Below are 20,945 nucleotides of genomic sequence, written 5' to 3' on the forward strand. Positions count from 1 at the left end.
ATGGCACTGACCGGAGGCCGGATCAGGCTGGACCACGGCCACGACGGACGTGTCGCCTACCTGACCCTCGATCACGGCAAATACAACATCGTCACCATGGAGACCCGCCAGGCGATGGCCGACCGGTTCGCCGAGGTCGACGCGGACGAGAGCGTCCAGGTCGTGGTCGTCCGGGGCGAGGGCGAGCACTTCACCTCGGGCGGCGACATCCCCGGCTTCATGGAGATGGAGCCCGTCGACTTCACCGATCTGGGCCAGAACATCACGGCACCGTCCCGCAGCCCGAAGCCGGTCATCACCGCGGTCGACGGCTACTGCTTCGGCGTCGGCTTCGAGCTCGCGCTGTCCACGGACATCCGTATCGCCACCGAGCGCAGCGAGTTCGCCCTTCCGGAGATGCGTCTGGGCATGATCCCCGGCTCCGGCGGCACCCAGCGCCTCGCCCGGCTCATCGGTCTCTCCCGCGCCAAGTACCACGTCATGACCGCGACCCGCATCACGGCGCGGCAGGCCGGGGACTGGGGCCTGGTATCGGCCGTGCTGCCCGATCGCGCGGCGCTGGACGCGGAGGTCGAACGGGTGGTGAAGACCATGCTGGGCTACTCGCCACTGGCCCTGCGCACCGCCAAGGAGGTGCTCGACAAGGGGATCGACGCACCGCTCTACTCGGGGATCGAGCTGGAGCGCAAGGCGTACGCGATGCTGCGGTCGAGCCACGACTTCGCCGAGGGCGTCGCCGCGTTCGGCGAGAAGCGGGCCCCGAAGTTCCAGGGCCGGTGATCTGATTCATGAAAGCCGCACCGTTCGCCTACGTTCGTCCCTCGCGCCTCTCCGACGCGATCGCCGAACTGGCGGAGACCCGCGGGGGCGGCAAGGTCATCGCGGGCGGGCAGTCGCTGACACCGGTGCTCGCCATGCGGCTCGCCCGCCCCGACACGCTGATCGACATCAACTCCATCGAAGAACTCGGCGCGCTGACCCGCTCCGGGCCGGCTCTGCACATCGGCGCGACCGTACGGCAGCGCCGTGTGGAGCGGGACCCGCTCGGCGCGGGTGTTCCCCTGCTGCGCCTGGCGCTGCCCTGGGTGGGCCACCGCGAGCTGCGCAGCCGGGGCACGGTGTGCGGCAGCCTCGCCCACGCCGACCCCGCCGCCGAGCTTCCCGCCGTGGCCTGCTGCCTCGACGCGGAGCTGACGCTGACCGGACCGAATGGCCACCGGCGCGTGTCCGCCCGGGAGTTCTTCCACGGCGCGATGACCACGGCGCTGACCCCCGACGAGATCCTCACCTCCGTACGGCTGCCCGTGGCCACCGGGGGGGAGGGGTTCGGGTTCGCCGAAATCGCCCGTCGCCACGGCGATTTCGCGCTCGCGGGCGTCGCCGTGCGGGTACGTCTGCGCGCGGGCCGCCCGGAGGCGACGATGACCGCGTTCGGCGTATCCGACCGGCCGGTCACCCGTGATCTCTCCGAGCAACTCGCCGCCGCGGTCACCGACGGCGGCGACGGGCTCGCGGGCCGGCTCAAGGAGCAACTCGCCGCCGTCGTCGAGGAGATCGTCGACACCGACGGCGACATCCACGCGTCCAGGGACTACCGGCGCCGGCTGCTGCTCGCCCTGGCCGGCCGGGAACTGTCCAAGGCTTATGAGCGCGCCCGCGATGGCGCCGAGGAGGTGACCACATGACCGTCGGTGAAGCCGGGTCCCGCGAGGCGGGGCCCCGCACGCCGCGCCCGGTGAAGGCCGGCGCGGACGATCCGGTCGAGGTCCGGATGACCGTCAACGGGACGCCCACGGTGCTGAGCCTCCCGGCGCGGGTCACCCTGGCAGACGCGTTGCGTGACCACCTCGGCCTCACCGGTACGCATGTCGGCTGCGAGCACGGGGTCTGCGGTATGTGCACCGTGCTGGTCGACGGCGAGGCGGCCCGCGCCTGTCTGCTGTTCGCCGTGCAGCTGGACGGGACGGACATCGTCACCGTCGAGGGCCTGGGGCGGCCCGACTCCCTGCACCCGCTGCAGGAGTCGTTCGGGCGTCACCACGCCCTGCAGTGCGGCTTCTGCACCCCGGGCTTCCTGATGAGCTCCTACGACCTGCTGGTCAACAAGCCGGAGGTCACCGAGGAGGAGTTGCCGGAGGAGCTGTCGGGCGTCATCTGCCGCTGCACCGGGTACCGGAACATCCTCACGGCGGTGGACGAGACCCGGCGCACCCACCCCGAGGGCATCCCCGAGCCGGGCAACTGCGTGCGTACGGCGCTGGTCGGCCGGGCCGGGCAGGGCGCGGACGCGTCCGACGGCCCGGATGAGGCCGGGGACACGGTGTCGTCGAACGTTCAGGACATCGTGCTGCCCAGCGGTGATCCCACCATCGCGGTGCGGATCACCACGGAGATCGACCTGCCCGAGGACAGGGTCTGGGGCGTTCTCGACGACATCTACTTGCTCGCGCGCTGCCTGCCGGGTGCGGAGCTCACCGACGACTACGGCGACGGACACTACGCGGGCAGAGCCCGGGTCTCCGTGGGACCGATCAAACTGGCCTTCAACGGAGTGGCGCAGATCCTCGAACACGACCGCGAGACCGGTCGGCTGCGGGCGATCGCACAAGGCCAGGACACCGGCGGAGCGCAGACACAGGCGGACATCACACTGACCACCGAGGCCACGGAGACCGGCACCGCGATGCACGCCGACGCCAAGGTCTATCTCACCGGCCGCATCGCCCAGTTCGGTCGCGCTCTCGCCGGTGACGTCAGCCGCCGGATGTTCGAGCAGTTCGCCGACGCCGTCACCGAAGCGGCGACATCCGGGCAGGCGCCGTCCGGGCCGGTGAAGGCCCCCAGCGCCCTGAGCCTGGTGTTCGCGCCCTTGCTCGACCGCGTCAAGCGGCTGCTGCGCGGTGCCGGAACGCGTCGGCGGAGCGGCCGGGAGAAGGAGCGTTAGACGCAGGTGTTAGTGGCATCCCTCCCCGCCGACCGCGACGCCCGTGGACTCATCCCGAAACCACGGGGCCCTCCCGTATGCCCACTCCGAGACGAGGAGCACACCATGAGTCCCGCCACCCACCAGCCCGCGAAGTCACCAGGTGCCGCGGTTTTCGCCTCGGTCGCGGGGTGGTCGTTCGACCTGTTCGATCTGTTCCTGCTGCTCTACGTCGCAGGGCCGGTCAGCAAGAGCATCTTCCCGACATCCAATCCGACTCTCGGGATGGCCGCGGTGTTCGGCTCGTTCGCCGTCACGGTGGTCATGCGTCCCGCGGGTGCCGCGCTCTTCGGCGAAGTGGCCGACCGCAGGGGCCGCAAGAAGGCCATGGTCGTGGTGATGAGCGGCGTGGGCGTGACCACGGCGGCCATGGGACTGGTGCCGAATTACGCCGCCGTCGGTGTGCTCGCTCCGGTCCTCTTCCTGACCCTCCGGGTGGCCCAGGGCCTGTTCGTCGGCGGTGTCACCGCGACCACGCACACCTTGGGCACGGAGAGCATCGGCCCGCGGTGGCGGGGTCTGATGAGCGGACTGATCGGTGCCGGCGGGGCGGGCCTGGGCGGGGCGCTGGCCAGCGTGGCGTACATCGGTGTCTCCGCGGCGTTTCCCGGTCCGGCCTTCGATGCCTGGGGCTGGCGGGTGCTGTTCTTCTGCGGGCTCGCCGGTGCGCTGTTGAGCCTGTTCGTCGCCAGGAGGGTCGAGGAATCACCGGCCTGGGAGGGAAACGACACCGACCGGGCCCCCGAGCCGGTGCCGTTCCGTGCACTCCTCCGCGGCAGGGGCAAGAAGATCCTCGCACTGAACGTCGCCGTCGCGGCCGGTGGCGGGGCGCAGTACTACCTGACGTCGGGCTTCCTGCCCACCCTGCTCAGCGAGATCGTGCCCGTCACCGAACGCCAGCGCGGGCTCATCCTCCTGGTGTGCAGCGTGGCGGTGGTGGTCGCGGCGATCGGGGCTGGGGAGCTGAGCGAACGGGTCGGCCGTCGCAGGACCATGCTGGGATTCGGGCTGTGCAACCTCCTCGCCCTGCCGGCCGTGGTGTGGGCCATCGCGGCGGCCGGGGGAGAGCGCGGCACCGTGGTCGCGGTGCTGTGCGTGCTCATGGTGATGCTGTCCAACGCGGCCTACGCGCCACTGATGATTTTCCTGAACGAGCGGTATCCGACGGAGCTGCGGGCCAGGGGGACGGCGGTCAGCTGGAACCTGGGCTTCATGCTCGGCGGGCTCATGCCGACCTTCGTCAGCCTGCTCAGTCCCGATCTCACCGATGTGCCCTCGCGGCTGGTGTTCTTCCTGGCCGGGGCGAGCCTGGTGTTCGTCGTCACGCTCATCGCCGTTCCGGAAACCCGGGGCTCGGTGTCCTTCGGCCGGCGGCCGGAACGGGCCGAGCAGGTCGGAAGCGGTCTGTGACGGGGTCGGCGCATGCGCGAGCGTTGACAGCATCTGAAATCTCGCCTAGCTTCCGATATATTGATCAACCATCTTAAACATACGGTCCATTGAGCATGGTTACGCCGCTTGCGAAGAGGTCGACGATGACCGGAACATTCCACGCACGAATTCCCTACGAATCGCTGGACCCGCTGACCATCGGCGTCATGGACGACGAGAGCAACGTCCGCCGCGAGGAACTCGGCCTCGACTTCCCCGAGCGGAACCTGCTCGCGGCGATCTACCCCGACGAACCCCCCGCGGTGAAGAACACCACCGACGAGGCGCGGCGCGCACTGGCCAACCCGGTGGCCGGGCCGAGTCTCGCGCAGCTGCTCGAGGGCGGCCGGAGCATCACGGTCATCATCGACAACCAGTTCCGGCCCACCCCGGCCTCGAAGATCCTCCCGGCGGTGCTCGACGAGATCGAACGAGCCGGTACCACCAAGGCCACCGTCATCACCGGCAACGGCAAGGTCATATCGATGTCGCAGCGCGACATCGAGCAGAAGGTCGGCCGGGACAACCTCGCGCGCATGGCCCGGCTGGGTATCCCGCTGATCCAGAACGACCCCCTCAACTACGACGTCTACACCCACCTCGGCGTCACCTCGCGGGGCACGCCCGCATGGGTGCATGAGTCCGTGACCAGCCACGACGTGGTGATCGCGATCGGACAGGCACAAGCCAACCACTGGGGTTACGGCGGAGGCGGCAAGCTGGTCATGCCGGGGGTGTGCGCCGACATCACCATCGAGGCCAACCACGGCAACTTCGTGATGTCGCCCCAGACGCACTACGGGGCACTGGCCGGACCGATGCGCTCGGACATCGACGAGATCGCCACGATGGCCGGGCTCACCGCGACCCTGGACGTCCTGCTCGACACCCGCGGCAAGGTGATCGAGATGAACTTCGGGGCACATCCGGTGTCGCACCGCAGGACCATCGAGCGGTTCAACGAGATCTACGCCTTCGACAGCCCGGTGGCCGAAAGCGGTCCGGCCGACATCGTCGTCTGCGGGGTGTTCGCGCCCACCGACCATCTGTTCTTCCACACCGGCTGGGGCTGCATGTCAGCCGACTACGTGGTGCGCGACGGCGGCACCATCATCTACACCAGTCCCTCGCCCGGTGTGCGAACCGAGACGGGCTTCTTCCCCGGCCTGGCCCTGATGGACCTGATGAAGCCCTACATGCCACCCTCCGAGGCCGGTTACCACCGGCTGCTGGGGGACATCCACGCCCGTGAGATCCAGATGTGGGCGGGCTGCATCTGGGCCCCGATCTACGAGGTCATGGTGCGCAAGCACCTGACCCTGGTCACCCTCGAAGAGAACCTCGCCATGGCGGAGGACATCGGCATCGACGCCACCACCTCGCTGGACGCGGCATTCGCGGCGGCGATGGAGCGCCACGGCCCCGACGCCAAGGTGGCGATCCTGCCCTTCGCCCGGTACCAGTTGCCCCGCGAGCTGGTCCGGCTGGACGCCCAGCCCCTGCGCTTCCCGCAAGAGGCGCCGCGGTGAATCAGGGCGGCCCGCCCCGGTCACCGGTCCGGGGCTCGACCACCATCACGGAACTGATCGGGCGGCATCCCGACGGCTCCGCGATGCGGTTGCTGTCCGCGATAGGCGTGGGCTGTGTCTACTGCGGTGGAGCCCCGCGGGAGCCGATCACCCTGGCCGCCCGCCGTCATGGCCGTGATCCGGGGGCGTTTCTGCGGGTGTGCCAGGCACTCGACGACGGGTGGCCGTCGGACGAGTTGATCGCCGCCGCGAAGGCGAAGAAACCCAAGGAGGGCTGACCGTGCACACCACCACTCCGCTGGAGGCCCTGACCGCGCGCATCGGCGCCGTCGGCAGCGCCGTCGTCGCCTTCTCGGGCGGCGTCGACTCGTCGCTGGTGGCGGCGGTGGCGGCGCGAGCGCTCGGGGCACGGGCGCTGGCCGTGACGGCCGTGTCGTCCGCGCTCGCCACCGGTGAGCTCGAGGGAGCGCGCGCCGTGGCCGCCTCGGTCGGTATCGCCCATGAAGTCGTCGACACCGCCGAGCTGGCCCGGGAGGGCTACCGCCGCAACGACCGCTTCCGCTGCTACCACTGCAAGTCCGAGCTCTACGACCGGCTGGACGAACTCGCGGCGCGGCGCGGCTACGCGGCGGTGCTGTCCGGCGCGAACGCCGACGACATCGGCGACTGGCGCCCGGGACTGCGCGCCGCGGCCGAGCACGGTGTACGCCATCCCCTGCTGGAGGCCGGTCTCGGCAAGGAAGCCGTCCGGGCGCTGGCCCACGCCCTGGCCGTGCCCTCCGCCGAGAAGCCGGCCTCCCCGTGTCTGGCCTCCCGCCTCCCGTACGGCACGGCCGTCAGCGCTCCCGTGCTCGAGCAGGTCGACCGGGCGGAGCTGGCGCTGAAGCGGCTCGGCTACCGGGTGCTGCGGGTGCGGCACTACGGGCGGCTCGGCAGAGTGCAGCTGGCCGCCGAAGAACTCGTCCGGGCGGGCGATCCCGGGGAGCGCGCCGCGGTGGTGGCGGCCGTGCGGGCCGCCGGCTACGACCAGGTGGAGATCGATGAACGGCCCTTCCGCTCCGGCTCGTTGAACCTGTCGGTCACTCCGGTGGAGCGGAGCCGGTGAGCGGGCCGGTCGGAGTCGGTGGTTACGCCCGGCTCGATGTGGACCGCAGGACGCGAACGGGCGTCCCCGAGGTGGTCTTCGGCACGGGCAAGCCGCCCGAGCAGACGCTGCGGCTCCTGGCCGAGCTGCGGGCGCACGACCGCACCGGCCCGGCTCTGGCGACCCGCTGCCCCGAAGCGGTCCTCGACGCCGCGGCCGAGGCGTTTCCGGGCGAGGTGGTGAGCGTCGACCGGACGGCCGCGACGGTCACCGTAGGAGAGCCGCCACCACCGGCGGGGCATGCCCTGGTCCTGACCGCGGGCACGACCGACCTGCCGGTGGCCCGTGAATGCCTGGCCACGCTGACGGCACTGGGCGTGGGCGCCGAGGTGATGGCGGATGTCGGAGTGGCCGGACTGCACAGGCTGCTGGCGAAGCTGGACGAGGTGCGCGCGGCGGACTGTCTCGTCGTCGTGGCCGGAATGGACGGAGCCCTGCCCAGCGTGGTCGCCGGCCTTGTCGCGGCCCCGGTCGTCGGCGTGCCGACCAGCGTCGGTTACGGCGTGGCCACCGGGGGCGTCGCCGCCGCTTTGACCATGCTGTCGTCCTGCAGTCCCGGGCTGGCCGTGGTCAACATCGACAATGGCTTCGGTGCCGCCGTGCATGTCGCGAAGATCCTCAAAGTGGCGTGCCATGGCTGAGCGGGCCTGCTGGATCGACGCCACGTCCGGGCTGGCCGGCGACATGCTGATGGCCGCTCTCGTCGACGCGGGCGCGGACCGGGGGCGGGTCGCCGCCGCGGTGGCGTCGCTCGGCCTCGGCGTCGCCGTACGCCTCGAACCCGGCCGCCGCGGCGGATTCCGCTGCCTGCGCGCCCAGGTCAGCGTCCCCGCGGGAGCTCCGGCGCACCGACACCTGGACGACGTCCTCGCGCTGGTCGGGTCGGCGGAGCTGGGCGCGGACGCCAGGAGCTATGCCAGGCGGGTGTTCGAGGTGCTCGCCCACGCCGAGGGCGGCGTACACGGAATCGACCCCACAGCGGTGCATTTCCACGAGGTGGGGGCGCTCGACGCGCTGGCCGACGTCGTGGGCTGCGCGGCGGCGCTGGACGACCTCGGGCTGCTCATCGGAAATCCCGTGGTGACGACCTCGCCACTGGCGTCCGGAAGCGGCACCGTACGCGCCGAGCACGGCCGGTTGCCGGTGCCCACCCCGGCGGTGCTGGGCATCGCCGCGGGAGCGGGCCTGCCGCTGACCGAGGGAGACCTGGAGGGGGAGCGCACGACCCCCACCGGGGCGGCCCTGGTCGCCGCGCTCGCCCGGCCCGGGGCGTTCCCCGCCATGACGGTGCGCGGCGTCGGCATCGGTGGCGGTTCCCGGGACCCCGCCGACCGCCCCAACATCACCCGGGTCGTCGTGGGCACCCTCCAGGAGACCGTGCGCAGGCCGTCCGGCGATGTGCTCGTGGTCGAGGCCACGATCGACGACATGGACCCGCAGCTGTGGCCGTCGGTGCTCACCGCCGTCCGGGCCGCCGGCGCCTGGGACTGCTGGACGAGCTCCATCACCGCCCGGCACGGCCGGCAGGGACAGGTCCTCACCGCCCTGTGCGACGAAAGCCTGCGGGAAGCGGTCGTCGACACGGTGTTCCGCCACACCACCACGGTGGGCGTGCGCTGGTCGTCCTGGCAACGGGCCACCCTGCCCCGCCGGTCGGTGACCGTGGCCATCGGACCCGAGGGGCGGCGGCAGCACATCGGCGTCAAGGTGTCCGAGGTCGGGGACGGGAGCCGTACGGTCAAACCGGAGCTCTCCGATGTGGAATCCGCCGCTCGGGCCCTGGACCTGCCACTGCGTGTGGTGGTGGATCAGCTGATGACCGAGTTCCAGCGCCGGGGCGGGTGAGACGAAGTCCGCTCAGGCGCGCCGCAGCGTCGCGGTGGCGATCTCCAGGAAGTCGCGCAGCAGCTGCCTCTCGGGCCGGTCCGTGGCGACGGCCAGGCAGGTCTCGGCCCCTGGGGCGTCCGTGACGGGGAGGTGGACGAGGTCGGGGCGGGAGTAGGAGCGCGCGGCGCTCATGGAGATGAGCGCGATACCGTGCCCGGTGGCGATGAGCTCGAACTTCTCCTCGATCGAGGACATCGGCCGTGTCGTCGCGGTGATCATCTTCTCGCCGTCGAGGTCGGCGGTGGTGAGCTTCTCGCGGCGCGCCAGCGGGTGCGTCGCGGGCATACAGGCGACCCTGGGCTCGTGCCCGATGGGGATGGTGCGCAACCCCGAGGCGTCGAAGGGCTGGCGCAGGTATGCGACCTGGGCCCGGCCGTCCCGGAGCGGCGCGTCCGGTTGCCACCACTGAGCCGGGACGACGTCGGTCTCGACGTCCGGGTGGCGCGATGTGAAGGCCCGGATCGCGGCCGACACACGCAGCCCGGGGGAGAAGGCGACGACGAGGCGCTGGGCGCCCCGTTCGGCGTCGTGTACGCGCCGCACCGCCGCGTCGACCGCCCCGAGGATCCGCTGCGCCTCCTCGTGGAGCTGTTTCCCGGCGGGGGTCAGCTCCACGCTGCGGGTGGTCCGTACGAGCAGGGCGCACTCCAACTCCTGCTCGAACGCCTTGATTTGGCGGCTGAGGACCGGCTGGGCGATGAAGAGCTGCTCCGCGGCCCGGCCGAAGTGCCGGTGCTCGGCCACCGCGGCGAAATAGCGGAGCTTGCGCAGATCGAGATCCATGCCCTCAAGGTATCAATTGCCGGGGAAGGTATTGGACGCCACGGGTTGTCCGCCCCGAGACTCACAACATGATCGTTATTACCGCTCCCACCGGCCAGATCGGCGGCCGGGTCATGGGAATCCTGCTCAACGAAGCCCCCAAGCGGGGCGAAGAGCTGCGTGTCATCGTGCGCGACCCGGGGAAGCTCCCCGATGCCGTCCGCGCCCGAGTCGACGTCGTCACCGGCTCGCACGGTGACGACGAGGTCGTCGACCGGGCCTTCGCCGGCGCGGACGCCGTCTTCTGGCTGGCCCCGCCACACCCGCAGGCGCCGAGTCTGGACGCCGCCTACTCCGGGTTCGCACGCGCCGCGGCGAAGGCGTTCACGGTCCACGGGGTCGGACACGTCGTCGGCGTCTCGGCTCTCGGCCGCGGCACACCCGCCGCGGGCCGCGCCGGGCATGTGACGGCCTCGCTGGCCATGGACGACCTCATCGCGGGCACGGGCGTGGCCTACCGGGCGCTCGCCTGCCCCAGCTTCATGGACAACCTGCTGCGGCAGGTGGCCTCGATCCGCGACGACGGCGTGTTCACCGACACCGTCGCCGCCGACCGCGCGGCACCGACGGCCACCACCGGAGACATCGCCGCGGCCGCCGCCGGTCTGCTGCTCGACCGCTCGTGGGCGGGGACGGGCGAGGTCCCGGTGCTGGGCCCCGAGGACCTTTCGGCGAACGACATGGCGCGCGTCATGTCCGAGGTGCTCGGCCGTCCGATCCGCTACCAGCGGCAGTCGCTGGAGGACCTCCGCGCCGCATTCACCGGGCGCGGCGTCGGCGACGCCATCGTGCAGGGCTACGTCGACATGATGCGCTCCAAGGACGACGGCATCGACGAGGGCGTGCGGCGCACCCCCGAGACCGCCAGTCCGACGACCTTCCGCCAGTGGTGCGAAGAGGTCCTCAAGCCGGCGGTCCAGGCGTGAACGACCCCAGGACCGCTCTCATCGTCGGCGCGTCCCGCACCCTCGGACTCGGCCTCGCCACCGAGTACGCGCACCGCGGCTGGAACGTCATCGGCACCGTCCGGGGCGAGCGGCGCACCGGCCTCCATGACCTGGCCGAGGCATCCGGGGGCCGGGTCACGGTCGAGTCGGTGGACATGACGGAGCCGGACGAGATCGCCGCGCTGCGCGAGCGCCTTGCTGATCGCACGCTCGACCTGCTGTTCGTCAACGCCGCCATCACGAGGGGCAACATTCCGATCGGCGACGTACCGACGGAGATGTTCACCGAGGTCATGGTCACGAACGCGCTCAGCCCCATGCGCGTGGTCGAGTCCCTCCGCTCGCTGGTCGCCCCGGCCGGGACCATCGGCGTCATGTCCTCGCGCCAGGGCAGCCTCGGCCTGAACACCAAGGGCGGCCAGGACGTCTACCGCGCCAGCAAGTCCGCCCTGAACCAGCTGATGCGCAGCTACGCCGCCCGGTACGCCGAAGCCGCGCACACGCTGCTGCTCATGTGCCCCGGCCACGTCCGCACCGAACTCGGCGGACCACACGCACCGCTGACCATCGACCAGTCCATCGTGGGCGTGGTGGACACGATCGACCGCCACAGCGGCGAACCGGGCCTGAAATTCCTCAACCACCAGGACCAGCTCGTGCCCTGGTAGCCCGGGTGGCAGCCGCCGCACCCGGGTGCGGCGGCTGCCACCCGGGCTCTTCCCTCAACCGGCCCGCATCCTCTCGTACAGGGCCGGGTCGTGGGCGCAGATGATCGTCAGGTCGGGTTCCGCGCGCCGGTGCAGCTCACCGAGGCGGGCGTGGTTGGCGCGGACCTGTTCCAGGTCGTACGCGACGGCCGCCTCCATGGCGCGGAGGGCCGCGGGCACGGGGGCGCGGCCGTCGAGGGTGCCGGGGTGGTAGAAGGCGTCCCCGGCGTGCAGGATCCAGCGGGTGCCGGTGTCGACCGCGACGCAGGCGTGGCCGCGGGTGTGGCCGGGGAGGGAGACCAGGACGATGCCGGGCGCGACGGAGTCGAGCTCCTTGGCGGCGGCGAACCCGCGCCACGCCTCGCCGTCCGGGCTGTGTTCGACGACGCTCGGGCCGTGGGCCCACTGGGCGGGGCGGAAGCGGAGGCGTTCCCGCCAGGAGGGGGCGTGGATCGCGCCGTGTGCCTCGGCCGCGGTGACATGGACGGTGGCGTGCGGAAAGTCGGCGAGGCCGCCGATGTGGTCGGCGTCGAAGTGGGTGAGGACGATGTGGCGGACGTCGCCGCGGTGGAAGCCGAGCCGTTCGACCTGGCGGGCGGCGGTTTCTTCGAGGTCCAGGGCCGGTTTGATGTAGTGGCGGGCCGGGCCCACGCGGCGGCCATGGGTGGCGATGTCCATGAGGCCGAAGCCGGAGTCGACGAGCACGAGCCCCTGTGCGTCCGTCTCGACAAGGAGGACGTGGCAGACCAGCCGCGGCCCGCCGCGCAGGTGCATGGTGCCGCAGTTGAGGTGGTGGACCTTCACGACAGGTCCGCCTTCGGAGTGTTGACGAGGGCGGGGTGCGGGGTGCCGCCGGCTTCCTTGAGGAGTCCGCGCAGGCAGCGGACGGCCAGCGGCCAGTTGCGCGGGTTGCGCAGGTTCAGGCCGCCGATCAGCTGTTTCAGCAGCGTGAGGCTGTCGAAGTAGATCCGCTCGCAGACGAGGTTCTCAGCCCCGTCTCCGTCGTCGCCGAAGATGAAGTACGCGGTCATGCGGACACGGAAGCGGTTTCCGGTGGGCGGGATCGCGCCCAGCGGGCCGAGGTGGGTGCCCAGCAGCCAGAATTCGACGATCACGGCGTCGCCGCTGTGGCGCAGGGCGATGATCTCGTGGTCCTGGTCGGGAAAGGCGCGGCGGCTGTCGCGGTAGTAGCCGCGTACGGCCGTGTCGCCGTCGTGGACCGTCATGGTGGGGATCAGCTCGTAGCGCGGATGCGGGAAGGTGGCCAGGACGTCGTCCCACTCCTGGCGGACCTCGTCGTGGAAGTGGTCCAGGACCAGCTTCTGGCGGGACGCGAGGATTTCGTCGCTGATCACGGTGGTCATCGGTGAGTCACTGCCTTGTGGGTGAAGGTGGGGCCGGTGCCGGGGTTGGTCCAGGCGGCGGTCAGCTCGCTGGAGGGGAAGAACTGGAGGAAGCGGGGGTCGGCCTGGGCGCGGTCGACGAGCGTCTTCTCGATGACGAGCGAGTTGTACTGCTCGGCCGTCGTCTCGATGGTGTTGGCGTTCAGGACGACCTCCTGCTGCCAGGCGCGGGCCCAGCGGGCGATGCCGGGCATGCGGGAGTGCTCGGGGGTCAGACACTCGGCGGCGATGGCGTTCTCGCTGGACGCCCAGATGCCGCTGGAGGTGTTCAGCAGGAGGGTCTGGTTGCCCAGCACATGGCCGGGGGTGGAGATGACCGCGACGCCGGGGCCGAGGAGCAGCGAGCCGTTGGCGGCGAGGAAGGCCTCGGGCCGCACATCCCGATAGGCCTCGGGCTGGTACCAGGGCCGCTGGAGTGGGTGGAGCTCGGACATGGCCAGCAGTTCATGCCGTTGCACGATCACCTTGGCGCGGGGGAACGCGGGCTCGACCGGACCGTCGCCGAAATCCGGCTGGGGTGTGCTGGTGCCGATCCACCGGCGCAGGTCCTGGGTGTGCAGATGGTCGAAGAGGAGGTAGTCGACGTCCTCGGGCGCGATGCCGAGCCGGGCCAGATGCCCGAGGACGGTGCCGTGTTCGGTGACCATCAGGGATCGCACCGGGCCGGGTGTGCGGCGGGCCAGCGCGGCGAAGTACGGGGTGTTGCGGCCGAGTTGGACATCGCTCGGCTCGAACAGGAGCACCCGCCGCCGCCCGTCGCTCTCGGTCCAGCGGATGACGAGCATGCGGTTGGTGATGGCGAGGAACGGGGCGATGGCCCGGGAGGCACGGAAGAGGCCGAACCTCGTCGGATAGGGCAGGGTCACCAGGTCGCAGGTGGTGACGGTGTCCGGGGTACCGGTCGCCGCGAACTCGGTACGCAGCGCCTCCGCCCGCGTACGGGCCCACCCGAGCTGTGCGCCGTAGCCGCCGGGTAGGTCCGCGAGGCCGCCGAGGGTGGTGATCGGGGTGCCGGGCGTGGGCATGTCGAGGACGTCGGTGTCCTGCCAGGCGAGTTCCATCGATCGAGTCCTTCTTCCCTGGTCAGATCGTGAAGCCAGTGCGATCGCCCACCGCGACACTTGCACCGCAAGTCTTGTGGGCCGGAACGCTAGACTTGCGACGTAAGTGATGTCAAGGGAAGGTGACGCATGACGGCGCGAGGAACCGGCCGTGGCAGGCGGGTCGGCCTGACCCGCGAAAAGGTGATCGCGGCAGCGGTGACGATGATCGACCGCGATGGCCCCGACGCCTTCTCGCTGCGCAGACTGGCCACGGAGCTCGACATCGAGAACATGTCGCTCTACAACCACGTACCGAACAAGGAGGCCCTTCTCGACGGCGTCGCCGAAGCGCTGCTGGCCGGTATCGCCTTTCCCGAGGAGGAGGGCGGAAGCTGGCAGCAGCGGATCCGGGCGCACGCCGCCGCCTTCCGCGCCGCCGCCAAGCGGCACCCGAAGGCGTTCCCCCTGGTGCTGACCCGGCCCACGCAGTCGCCCGCCGCCCTGGAGGCCATGCGCTCGACGCTGGCCTGCCTCGACGAACTCCGCCTCGCCCCCGAGGAGACGGTCCACGTCCTGCGCGGCTACACCGCATTCATGGTCGGCTCGATCATGCGCGAACTGGGTTACGCCATCTATCTGGGCGCCATGGACAGCGACCAGGTCCAGCAGCGCACCGAGGCCATCGCGGCCTCCGGAGACCCGATTCTGACCGCGACGGCGCCCTATCTGGCCGACAGCGATCACGACGCGGAGTTCCAGTACGGCCTGGAGCTGATGATCTCCGGCCTGGCCGCCAAGGTCGGCGTTGCCTACGAGGCCCCACCGCGCGTATCAGCTTGATGTGATGTGTCACGAGTGGGTATCCGTCTTGCGGTGGGGCGCTCACCTGGTGATGTGTGGCGACGCGGCTCGCCTAGAGTGCCGGTCATGTCTCAGCCAAAGATCTTCAAGAACCATGCACAGCACCCACAGTCCACCTCGATGCCGTCCCGGCGGATGAAGAAGACCCTGATCGCGGCCGTCGGCATCGGCATGGCCGTCGCGTTGAGCGGATGCAACGAGGACACCGGCAGCGGCACGGACAAGGACACCGGTGCCGCGGAGTCGAAGGCGCCTTCCGAGGGGTCGTCCCAGTCCTCCGCCCCGGCGAGCCCCTCGGGTGATCGGCCGTTGTTCACGGGGTGGCAGACGCAGACCTCGCAGAAGCACCACTTCCAATACGACGTGCCCACCAAGGCCGACAAGTGGAAGGTCCTCGACGAGGACACGGCCCTCTCCTACACGGACAAGAACGGCCAGCCGATCGTCGTCATGACCGCGGCCGGCAACTACCGTGAGGGCGGCTGCTCGTCGAGCCCCAATCCCAAGGCCTTTGGTGAGGCGGGGAAGGGGCAGCTCGCCACCGTCGGCACCACGGGCGGCGGCAAGGACGGCACGCTCCAGGAGAACGCCCGCAACTGGGCGGGCAACTGGGGCTTCGCCGCGTACGGCGGTGCGGACCACAAGCCCAAGATCAAGGTCAGCCAGGCCAAGCCGTGGAAGCAGGGGGGTATTGAGGGCTACACCGCGACCGCCCAGGTCACCGTCACCAACCGCCCGAGCTCATGCGTTCCGCCGAAGGCCGTCGTGCACAGCGTCGCGCAGAAGCTCCCCGACGGGACGATGCACGGCTGGGTGATCTACGCGGACCAAGGAGTCCCGAAGGCGCTGACGGACGCCCAGCTCAAGAAGATCATGAGCACCGTCCGGTCCACCGGCAGCTGACCACCGGCCGGCTGCCGGGCAGGGCGAGCTGCCAGGCCACGGAGCCGTACGGGGGTCGCCGGATGTTCGGGTGCCGGACCCGGAAACGGGTCCGGCCGCACCCGGGGCGGTTCACGCTTTTGAGCGAGTCCACGTTGTAGTCGCCGGGCTTGAAGACGCTGAAGTAAACCGACCGCCTTGTTGTTCCACTCCGCGTAGTCCCTGGTACTGGCCCATCGTCGGGGGCAGCGGCTCGTCCAGGTGCGTCAGTCCAGCTCCGCTTCCAGCCACCGCAGGACATCGGGGGTCACGGGGTCGGTGATGTCGGCGAACTCACCGTGCTTCTCGACGAACTTGGCCACGTACGAGCAGACGGGCACCATCCGCTTCCCGGAGTCGCGTACGTCGGTGAGTGCCCGCTCGACCAACAGCGCGGCCAGGCCCTGCCCGGCGAACGCGTCGCCGACCTCCGTGTGATGGAAGACGCGTTGCTCACCGCGGTCGCGGTACGCGGTCAGGCCGGCGCGCTCACCGTCGACCAGGATCCCGTATCGATGCCGGGCATGGTCCGAGCCGGAAGTCATTCCGACAACGATCAGCCGGACGCGGAAGAAGCCGCCGAAGTCGCGGATTTCTTCGCCGCGCACGATGTCGGTGACCCGGTACCGGGCTGGGGCACACCCTCGGAGGGCTGAAACGCGGGAGGCTGCCGCGGGACGGCATTCGCATGCCTGCCAACGGGCGGGAACCGACGCCATCTCCGCCACGACTACTGGACCGGGGCGACGTTCCCTCGCCGTGTACCAAGTGGATCCAGGAGAGTTTCGATGCGTTCTCGTGTGTGGTGGGGTACGGCGGCTGTCGTGCTGAGCGGCCTCCTCGTGGCGGGCTGTGGCGACGGGGGCGGCAGTGGCGACGGCGACAAGGCGAGTGCCGGCGCCGAGAAGCCCGCCACCGGCGACTACCCGGTCACCGTCACCGACTGCACGGGCGCCGAGACCACGTTCTCCAAGGCCCCCGAGAAGATCGTCACCAGTAACGCCTCCAGTCTGGAGCTGCTGCTCCGCCTGGGCGCCGGTGAGAAGGTGCTCGGCACCGGCTTCCCGCCCGGCAAGGGCACGCTGCCCGGTGAACTCGACGCGCGGGCGCGGAAGGTGAAGGTGCTCGCCCGATCCGTGATCCCGAAGGAGAAGCTCCTCGGCTCCGGCGCGGATGTGTACATCGACACCTTCGCCTCGATGAACATGGGCGGCGGCATGGGCGACGCTCCGACGGAGGAGGAGTACAAGGCGGCCGGGATCAAGCACATCTACCTCAAGTCCACCGCCTGTGCGGCGCGGAACAAGCGCGCGCTGACCGAGTTGTCCGCGGTGGAGGCCGACATCACCTCCCTCGGCGCGGTCACCGGCACGAGCGCGAAGGCGAAGGAACTCGTCGACGGCATGAAGGAGAAGGTGGGCGCCGTCCAGAAAGCGGTCGGCAGGACTGCGGAGGACGAGCGGCCGACGTACTTCTTCTTCGACTACGACGCCGGTACCAAGCAGCCCACCGCAGTCTGCAAGAGGCAGGTCGCCAACGCGGTGATCACTCTGGCCGGTGCCCGCAATGTCTTCGCCGACTGCGACGGCGACTACAAACAGGTCGGCTGGGAGGATGTCATTTCCAGGAACCCGGACTGGATCCAGCTGGGCGTCCGTAACCGGGGCAGCCGGGCGGCGAACGAGAAGGCGTTCGACGAGGCGCGGAAGTGGCTCGAGTCGAACTCCGCCACCAAGGGCCTGAAGGCCGTCAAGGAAGGCCACTTCCTGCGCATCGGCTCCGAGCAGACCACCATCGCCGGTGTCGAGAACGCCGACACCGTTCAGAAGATCGCCAAGGCCCTCTACCCGGGCAAGGTCGGCTGACCGTGCTCGACACCACGGTGAGCAGGAAGGGCGCCACCGATGGCGCCACCGACACCCCCGCGCGCGCCCGGCGTTCCGTACCCGCCGGGCCGCTGGCGCTGCTCCTCGCGGTCGCGCTGCTCGTGGCCGTCACGGCGGCGGTCGCCTGGGGCTCCACGTCGATCCCGCCGGATGAGGTGTGGAGCGTGGTCTGGCGCAGACTGACCGGCCATGCCCCCAGGCCCGGTACGAACGACTTGATCGTCTGGCAACTGCGCCTTCCGCGCGCTCTGCTGGCTGCGCTGGTGGGTGCCGGGCTCGGTCTGGTCGGTACGGCGATGCAGGCCCTCGTCCGCAACCCACTGGCCGACCCGTACTTCCTTGGCGTCTCCAACGGCGCCTCCCTCGGAGCCGTCGCCGCCATCGTCCTCGGCCTCGGCACCGGGGGCGCTCTTGGTCTCGGCCTGTCCGGCGCCGCATTCGCGGGAGCCCTGGCCACCTTCGCTCTCGTCTGGGCGGTGGCCCGGCGCGGCGGGGGATTCGCGCCGCTGAGACTGGTGCTCGCCGGGGTGGCCATCGGGCAGTTCCTGTCCGGCTTCACCAGCTACCTCGTCCTCCAGGCCGGGGACGAGCAGCAGACGCACAGTGTGCTGTTCTGGCTCATGGGCAGCCTGAGCGGCGCGAGCTGGCCCCTGCTGGCCGCCCCGGCGGTGGCGGTTCCGGCGGTCCTGCTGCTGCTCCAGGCCAGGGCCCGGGGGCTCAACGCGCTGCTGATGGGTGATGAGACGGCCGCCGGGCTCGGCATCGACGTCGTGCGGCTGCGCCGTGAGCTGTTCGCGGTCACCAGCCTGCTCACCGGCGTCCTCGTCGCGGTCTCCGGGGCCATCGCCTTCGTCGCGCTCATGGTCCCCCACGTCTGCCGCCTGGTCGTCGGCGGTGACCACCGTCGGCTGCTGCCCGTGTCGGCGCTCTTCGGCGCGCTGCTGCTGGTGGTGGTCGACCTCGTGTGCCGCACGGCCATGGACACGCAGGAACTGCCGGTCGGGGTCGTGACCTCGCTGATCGGCGCTCCGGCGCTGCTGTATCTGCTGGACCGGCGGTTGGGGAGCGGGAGTTGAGGACCGGACGGAGGACAGGGGAGGCGGTCCTGCCCGGGGAAGTGGGAGCCGAGGACGGACCGGGGGAGCGTCGGTTGAGGATCGACATCGAGGGCCTGAATGTCGCGTATGCCGGGCGCACGGTCGTGGCCGGTGCCCACCTCATCGCGGCCGCGGGCGAGATCACCGGCCTGGTCGGGCCCAACGGCAGTGGCAAGTCCACGCTTCTGCGGACCGTGTACCGGCATCTGAAGCCCACCGCCGGGCGCGTTCTGCTCCAGGGCACCGACATCCGCGAGCTGAGCCCCGCCCGGTCGGCCCGGCACATCGCGGCCCTACCGCAGGAGCGCGGTGCGGACTTCGAGCTGACCGTGCGTGAGGTCGTCGCCATGGGGCGCACCCCCTACAAGCGGGCGTTCGCCGGGGAAGACGCCGCCGACCGGGACATGGTCGCCCGTGCCCTCGCCGATGTCGGCATGGCGGACCACTCCGCCCGCCGCTTCGACGAGCTGTCCGGCGGCGAACGCCAACGCGTACTGCTGGCCCGCGCGTTCGCCCAGGCGACGGACGTCCTGGTCCTGGACGAGCCGACGAACCACCTCGACCTCCGCCATCAGGTCGAGCTGCTCGCCCTGTTGCGCGGCCACCGCCGTACGACCCTGGTCTCGCTGCATGACCTCAATGCCGCCGCTTCCGTGTGCGACCGGCTCCACGTCCTGCACGACGGCCGCGTGGTCGCCTCCGGCGCACCCCGTGACGTGCTGCGACCGCCCCTGCTGGCCGAGGTGTTCGGCGTGCGCGCGGCCGTGATCGAGCACCCGCTGACCGGGGACCCGCTGATCGCCCTCGACCATCGCGAAAACGCGGTGGATGGTCAGAGGGAGGGTGCATGACGGACGACGCTTCCGGTGCGGAGCGGCGCGGGGACGTGCCGGAGCGGCCCGGGGACGCATCCGGAGTCCATGACCGCTGGCTCCTGGTGTCGGTGGCGGGCGTCCTGTCGTTCGTGGCGATGCTCGACATGAACATCGTGAACGTGGCGCTCGCGGACATCTCCGAGGGCCTGGGGGTGTCGGCCGCGGCGGCGCAGTGGGTGGTCCTGGGCTATCAACTCCCGGTCGTCGCCCTGCTGTTGCCGGTCGGTCGCTGGCTCGACGACATGGGTGTCCGCCCCGCGCTGCTGGCCGCGACCGCCGGCTTCGGGCTGTGCAGCGCGCTTGCCGCCGCGTCCCCCTGGGCGTGCTGGCTGATCGCCGCCCGGATCGGACAGGGCGCGTGCGGCGCCGTGCTGTTCGTGCTGATGCCGGTGCTGGCGGTCCGCTCCGTGCGGCCGGAACTGCGCGGGCGCGCGATGAGCGTGCCGGCGACCCTCGGTCCCCTGGGTGCCGTCATCGGACCGGCGGTCGGAGGGCTGGTCCTGGACCATCTGGGCTGGCGCTGGATCTTCCTGGTCAAGATCCCGCTCTGCCTGGTGGCGCTGGTGGTGGTGTGGCGGGCGATGCCCCGGTCGGGGCGCCCGCGCCGCCCGGACCGGCGCTCTCTTGTCGATGCGGCCCTGGCGGCCACAGGAGTGACGATCCTGCTTCTGTCCCTGACCCTGGTCTCCGACGCGCCCGCCTGGCTCCCCCTCGCCCTTGTCGCCGTACCGCCGCTGTGGTGGTGGCTGCGGGGCCCGGGTGGCCGACCGGTGACCGATGTGCTGCGGGCCGCGGGGCTGCTGCGGGTGCACGGCGCGGTGCTGGCGCTGGCGGTGGGCTTCGCCGCCATGCATTACGTGGTCGCCCTGCACCTCCAGCACGACGAGGACGTCAGCGCGACCACCACGGGCCTGACCGTGCTCGCCTTCCCCCTCGGCATGGGGCTGGCGGGCCCCCTCGGCGGACGGCTCGCCGACCGCTACGGTGCCAGACCCGTCGCGGTCGCCGGTGCCGCCCTCACCGCCACCGGACTGCTGCTGCTCGTCCTGCCGGGCGACGGCTGGTCCCCGCCCGACGTGGCCTGGCGGCTGGTCCTGGCCGGACTCGGCATGGGGCTGACCGGCGGACCCACCCAGGCCCTGGTGATGGGCGCCGCTCCGCCGGGCCGCACCGCCACGGTCGGCTCCACGGTTCAGCTCGCCCGCAGCCTCGGCTTCACGCTCGGCCCGGCTCTCGCCACGGCGGCCTGGAGGCTGACGGGCCCGGACGGCGGCGCGCGGACGGCCCTGGCGCTCGCCGCCACCGCCGCCTGCCTCGCCGTGCCCCTGCTCGCCCTGTCGGCCCGAGGTCCGGCGAACCTCCCCGAGAACGTCACCGACACGGCACCCGCCGCACCCCGCTGAGCCATC

The 20,945-nt window shown here is 71.0% G+C and carries 22 protein-coding genes; 17 read left to right on the forward strand and 5 right to left on the reverse strand.

Features of this window, described 5'->3' with window-relative positions; genetic code table 11:
- From J2Z30_RS21100 to larC, 9 genes are all read left to right on the forward strand, one after another.
- Nucleotides 1-780 carry an enoyl-CoA hydratase/isomerase family protein gene (locus J2Z30_RS21100; protein ID WP_044566899.1) on the forward strand — a complete coding sequence of 260 codons (780 nt, stop codon included), beginning with the start codon at nucleotides 1-3 and terminating at the stop codon, nucleotides 778-780.
- Between the two features lie 8 nt (nucleotides 781-788).
- Entirely contained in the window at nucleotides 789-1,685 is an 897-nt protein-coding gene (locus tag J2Z30_RS21105) for an FAD binding domain-containing protein (RefSeq protein WP_044566898.1), read from the forward strand.
- On the forward strand, nucleotides 1,682-2,944 hold the full coding sequence (locus tag J2Z30_RS21110) for a 2Fe-2S iron-sulfur cluster-binding protein (RefSeq protein ID WP_052701122.1): 1,263 nt from the start codon (nucleotides 1,682-1,684) through the stop codon (nucleotides 2,942-2,944). The genes J2Z30_RS21105 and J2Z30_RS21110 overlap by 4 nt, the downstream gene beginning before the upstream one ends.
- 105 nt (nucleotides 2,945-3,049) lie before the next feature.
- Nucleotides 3,050-4,393, forward strand: coding sequence for an MFS transporter (locus J2Z30_RS21115; RefSeq protein WP_044566897.1), 1,344 nt, complete (start codon nucleotides 3,050-3,052; stop codon nucleotides 4,391-4,393).
- Nucleotides 4,394-4,518: 125 nt separating this feature from the next.
- Complete coding sequence (locus J2Z30_RS21120) at nucleotides 4,519-5,943, forward strand: lactate racemase domain-containing protein (protein WP_044566896.1); 1,425 nt, start codon at nucleotides 4,519-4,521, stop codon at nucleotides 5,941-5,943.
- Nucleotides 5,940-6,221 carry a hypothetical protein gene (locus J2Z30_RS21125; RefSeq protein ID WP_044566895.1) on the forward strand — a complete coding sequence of 94 codons (282 nt, stop codon included), beginning with the start codon at nucleotides 5,940-5,942 and terminating at the stop codon, nucleotides 6,219-6,221. Before J2Z30_RS21120 ends, J2Z30_RS21125 begins: the two co-directional genes overlap by 4 nt.
- Before the next feature lie 2 nt (nucleotides 6,222-6,223).
- Nucleotides 6,224-7,048, forward strand: a complete 825-nt coding sequence (gene larE, locus J2Z30_RS21130; RefSeq protein ID WP_052701121.1) for an ATP-dependent sacrificial sulfur transferase LarE — start codon at nucleotides 6,224-6,226, stop codon at nucleotides 7,046-7,048.
- Nucleotides 7,045-7,728: a nickel pincer cofactor biosynthesis protein LarB gene (larB, locus tag J2Z30_RS21135; RefSeq protein ID WP_044566894.1), complete on the forward strand. Its 684-nt coding sequence runs from the start codon at nucleotides 7,045-7,047 to the stop codon at nucleotides 7,726-7,728. The genes larE and larB overlap by 4 nt, the downstream gene beginning before the upstream one ends.
- Complete coding sequence (gene larC, locus J2Z30_RS21140; protein ID WP_078956399.1) at nucleotides 7,721-8,932, forward strand: nickel pincer cofactor biosynthesis protein LarC; 1,212 nt, start codon at nucleotides 7,721-7,723, stop codon at nucleotides 8,930-8,932. The genes larB and larC overlap by 8 nt, the downstream gene beginning before the upstream one ends.
- A gap of 12 nt (nucleotides 8,933-8,944) precedes the next feature.
- Here the strand turns inward: larC and J2Z30_RS21145 are convergent, their stop codons facing one another.
- Nucleotides 8,945-9,757 carry a LysR family transcriptional regulator gene (locus J2Z30_RS21145; RefSeq protein ID WP_044566893.1) on the reverse strand — a complete coding sequence of 271 codons (813 nt, stop codon included), beginning with the start codon at nucleotides 9,755-9,757 and terminating at the stop codon, nucleotides 8,945-8,947.
- 68 nt (nucleotides 9,758-9,825) lie between these two features.
- On the opposite strand from J2Z30_RS21145, the gene J2Z30_RS21150 reads away from it, so the two are divergent.
- Together J2Z30_RS21150 and J2Z30_RS21155 are read left to right on the forward strand one after the other, a co-directional pair.
- Nucleotides 9,826-10,722, forward strand: coding sequence for an NAD(P)H-binding protein (locus tag J2Z30_RS21150; protein WP_044566892.1), 897 nt, complete (start codon nucleotides 9,826-9,828; stop codon nucleotides 10,720-10,722).
- Nucleotides 10,719-11,411 (forward strand): SDR family NAD(P)-dependent oxidoreductase, encoded by a 693-nt coding sequence (locus J2Z30_RS21155; RefSeq protein WP_044566891.1) that lies wholly within the window; start codon nucleotides 10,719-10,721, stop codon nucleotides 11,409-11,411. The genes J2Z30_RS21150 and J2Z30_RS21155 overlap by 4 nt, the downstream gene beginning before the upstream one ends.
- 54 nt (nucleotides 11,412-11,465) lie before the next feature.
- Here the strand turns inward: J2Z30_RS21155 and J2Z30_RS21160 are convergent, their stop codons facing one another.
- From J2Z30_RS21160 to J2Z30_RS21170, 3 genes are read right to left on the reverse strand one after another with little or no spacing between them, the layout of a single operon-like run.
- Nucleotides 11,466-12,254 (reverse strand): MBL fold metallo-hydrolase, encoded by a 789-nt coding sequence (locus J2Z30_RS21160; protein ID WP_044566890.1) that lies wholly within the window; start codon nucleotides 12,252-12,254, stop codon nucleotides 11,466-11,468.
- Nucleotides 12,251-12,814 carry an ester cyclase gene (locus tag J2Z30_RS21165; protein WP_044566888.1) on the reverse strand — a complete coding sequence of 188 codons (564 nt, stop codon included), beginning with the start codon at nucleotides 12,812-12,814 and terminating at the stop codon, nucleotides 12,251-12,253. The genes J2Z30_RS21160 and J2Z30_RS21165 overlap by 4 nt, the downstream gene beginning before the upstream one ends.
- The gene (locus J2Z30_RS21170; RefSeq protein WP_052701120.1) at nucleotides 12,811-13,914 is read right to left on the reverse strand and encodes an MBL fold metallo-hydrolase; all 1,104 of its coding nucleotides are present in this window, start codon (nucleotides 13,912-13,914) and stop codon (nucleotides 12,811-12,813) included. Before J2Z30_RS21170 ends, J2Z30_RS21165 begins: the two co-directional genes overlap by 4 nt.
- Nucleotides 13,915-14,043: 129 nt before the next feature.
- Here J2Z30_RS21170 and J2Z30_RS21175 point away from each other — a divergent pair, with 129 nt between their 5' ends.
- Complete coding sequence (locus tag J2Z30_RS21175; protein WP_052701119.1) at nucleotides 14,044-14,736, forward strand: TetR/AcrR family transcriptional regulator C-terminal domain-containing protein; 693 nt, start codon at nucleotides 14,044-14,046, stop codon at nucleotides 14,734-14,736.
- A gap of 87 nt (nucleotides 14,737-14,823) precedes the next feature.
- Nucleotides 14,824-15,660 carry a DUF8017 domain-containing protein gene (locus tag J2Z30_RS21180; RefSeq protein WP_245388258.1) on the forward strand — a complete coding sequence of 279 codons (837 nt, stop codon included), beginning with the start codon at nucleotides 14,824-14,826 and terminating at the stop codon, nucleotides 15,658-15,660.
- Nucleotides 15,661-15,905: 245 nt separating this feature from the next.
- On the opposite strand, the gene J2Z30_RS21185 is transcribed toward J2Z30_RS21180, so the two are convergent.
- A complete protein-coding gene (locus tag J2Z30_RS21185; RefSeq protein WP_044580706.1) occupies nucleotides 15,906-16,223 on the reverse strand; it encodes a GNAT family N-acetyltransferase in 318 nt (105 codons plus the stop codon).
- A gap of 243 nt (nucleotides 16,224-16,466) precedes the next feature.
- On the opposite strand from J2Z30_RS21185, the gene J2Z30_RS21190 reads away from it, so the two are divergent.
- From J2Z30_RS21190 to J2Z30_RS21205, 4 genes are all read left to right on the forward strand, one after another.
- Nucleotides 16,467-17,543 carry an ABC transporter substrate-binding protein gene (locus J2Z30_RS21190; RefSeq protein WP_209468774.1) on the forward strand — a complete coding sequence of 359 codons (1,077 nt, stop codon included), beginning with the start codon at nucleotides 16,467-16,469 and terminating at the stop codon, nucleotides 17,541-17,543.
- A 17-nt stretch (nucleotides 17,544-17,560) separates the two neighbouring features.
- Nucleotides 17,561-18,640: a FecCD family ABC transporter permease gene (locus J2Z30_RS21195; protein WP_044580704.1), complete on the forward strand. Its 1,080-nt coding sequence runs from the start codon at nucleotides 17,561-17,563 to the stop codon at nucleotides 18,638-18,640.
- 74 nt (nucleotides 18,641-18,714) lie between these two features.
- A complete protein-coding gene (locus J2Z30_RS21200; RefSeq protein ID WP_044566886.1) occupies nucleotides 18,715-19,512 on the forward strand; it encodes an ABC transporter ATP-binding protein in 798 nt (265 codons plus the stop codon).
- Nucleotides 19,509-20,939 carry an MFS transporter gene (locus J2Z30_RS21205; RefSeq protein ID WP_078956398.1) on the forward strand — a complete coding sequence of 477 codons (1,431 nt, stop codon included), beginning with the start codon at nucleotides 19,509-19,511 and terminating at the stop codon, nucleotides 20,937-20,939. The genes J2Z30_RS21200 and J2Z30_RS21205 overlap by 4 nt, the downstream gene beginning before the upstream one ends.
- Nucleotides 20,940-20,945 lie beyond the last annotated feature (6 nt).

The organism is Streptomyces iranensis (genome assembly GCF_017874715.1).
Lineage (GTDB): Bacteria > Actinomycetota > Actinomycetes > Streptomycetales > Streptomycetaceae > Streptomyces > Streptomyces iranensis.

Bases quoted from the DNA above. Each gene is read 5' to 3' on its own strand.
- J2Z30_RS21120 (WP_044566896.1), top strand. From the start codon at position 4,519: ATGACCGGAACATTCCACGCACGAATTCCCTACGAATCGCTGGACCCG.
- J2Z30_RS21110 (WP_052701122.1), top strand. From the start codon at position 1,682: ATGACCGTCGGTGAAGCCGGGTCCCGCGAGGCGGGGCCCCGCACGCCG.
- J2Z30_RS21105 (WP_044566898.1), top strand. From the start codon at position 789: ATGAAAGCCGCACCGTTCGCCTACGTTCGTCCCTCGCGCCTCTCCGAC.
- J2Z30_RS21170 (WP_052701120.1), bottom strand. From the start codon at position 13,914: ATGGAACTCGCCTGGCAGGACACCGACGTCCTCGACATGCCCACGCCC.
- J2Z30_RS21175 (WP_052701119.1), top strand. From the start codon at position 14,044: ATGACGGCGCGAGGAACCGGCCGTGGCAGGCGGGTCGGCCTGACCCGC.
- J2Z30_RS21205 (WP_078956398.1), top strand. From the start codon at position 19,509: ATGACGGACGACGCTTCCGGTGCGGAGCGGCGCGGGGACGTGCCGGAG.
- J2Z30_RS21115 (WP_044566897.1), top strand. From the start codon at position 3,050: ATGAGTCCCGCCACCCACCAGCCCGCGAAGTCACCAGGTGCCGCGGTT.
- J2Z30_RS21190 (WP_209468774.1), top strand. From the start codon at position 16,467: ATGCGTTCTCGTGTGTGGTGGGGTACGGCGGCTGTCGTGCTGAGCGGC.
- J2Z30_RS21165 (WP_044566888.1), bottom strand. From the start codon at position 12,814: ATGACCACCGTGATCAGCGACGAAATCCTCGCGTCCCGCCAGAAGCTG.
- J2Z30_RS21150 (WP_044566892.1), top strand. From the start codon at position 9,826: ATGATCGTTATTACCGCTCCCACCGGCCAGATCGGCGGCCGGGTCATG.
- J2Z30_RS21185 (WP_044580706.1), bottom strand. From the start codon at position 16,223: ATGACTTCCGGCTCGGACCATGCCCGGCATCGATACGGGATCCTGGTC.
- J2Z30_RS21100 (WP_044566899.1), top strand. From the start codon at position 1: ATGGCACTGACCGGAGGCCGGATCAGGCTGGACCACGGCCACGACGGA.
- larC (WP_078956399.1), top strand. From the start codon at position 7,721: ATGGCTGAGCGGGCCTGCTGGATCGACGCCACGTCCGGGCTGGCCGGC.
- J2Z30_RS21145 (WP_044566893.1), bottom strand. From the start codon at position 9,757: ATGGATCTCGATCTGCGCAAGCTCCGCTATTTCGCCGCGGTGGCCGAG.
- J2Z30_RS21180 (WP_245388258.1), top strand. From the start codon at position 14,824: ATGTCTCAGCCAAAGATCTTCAAGAACCATGCACAGCACCCACAGTCC.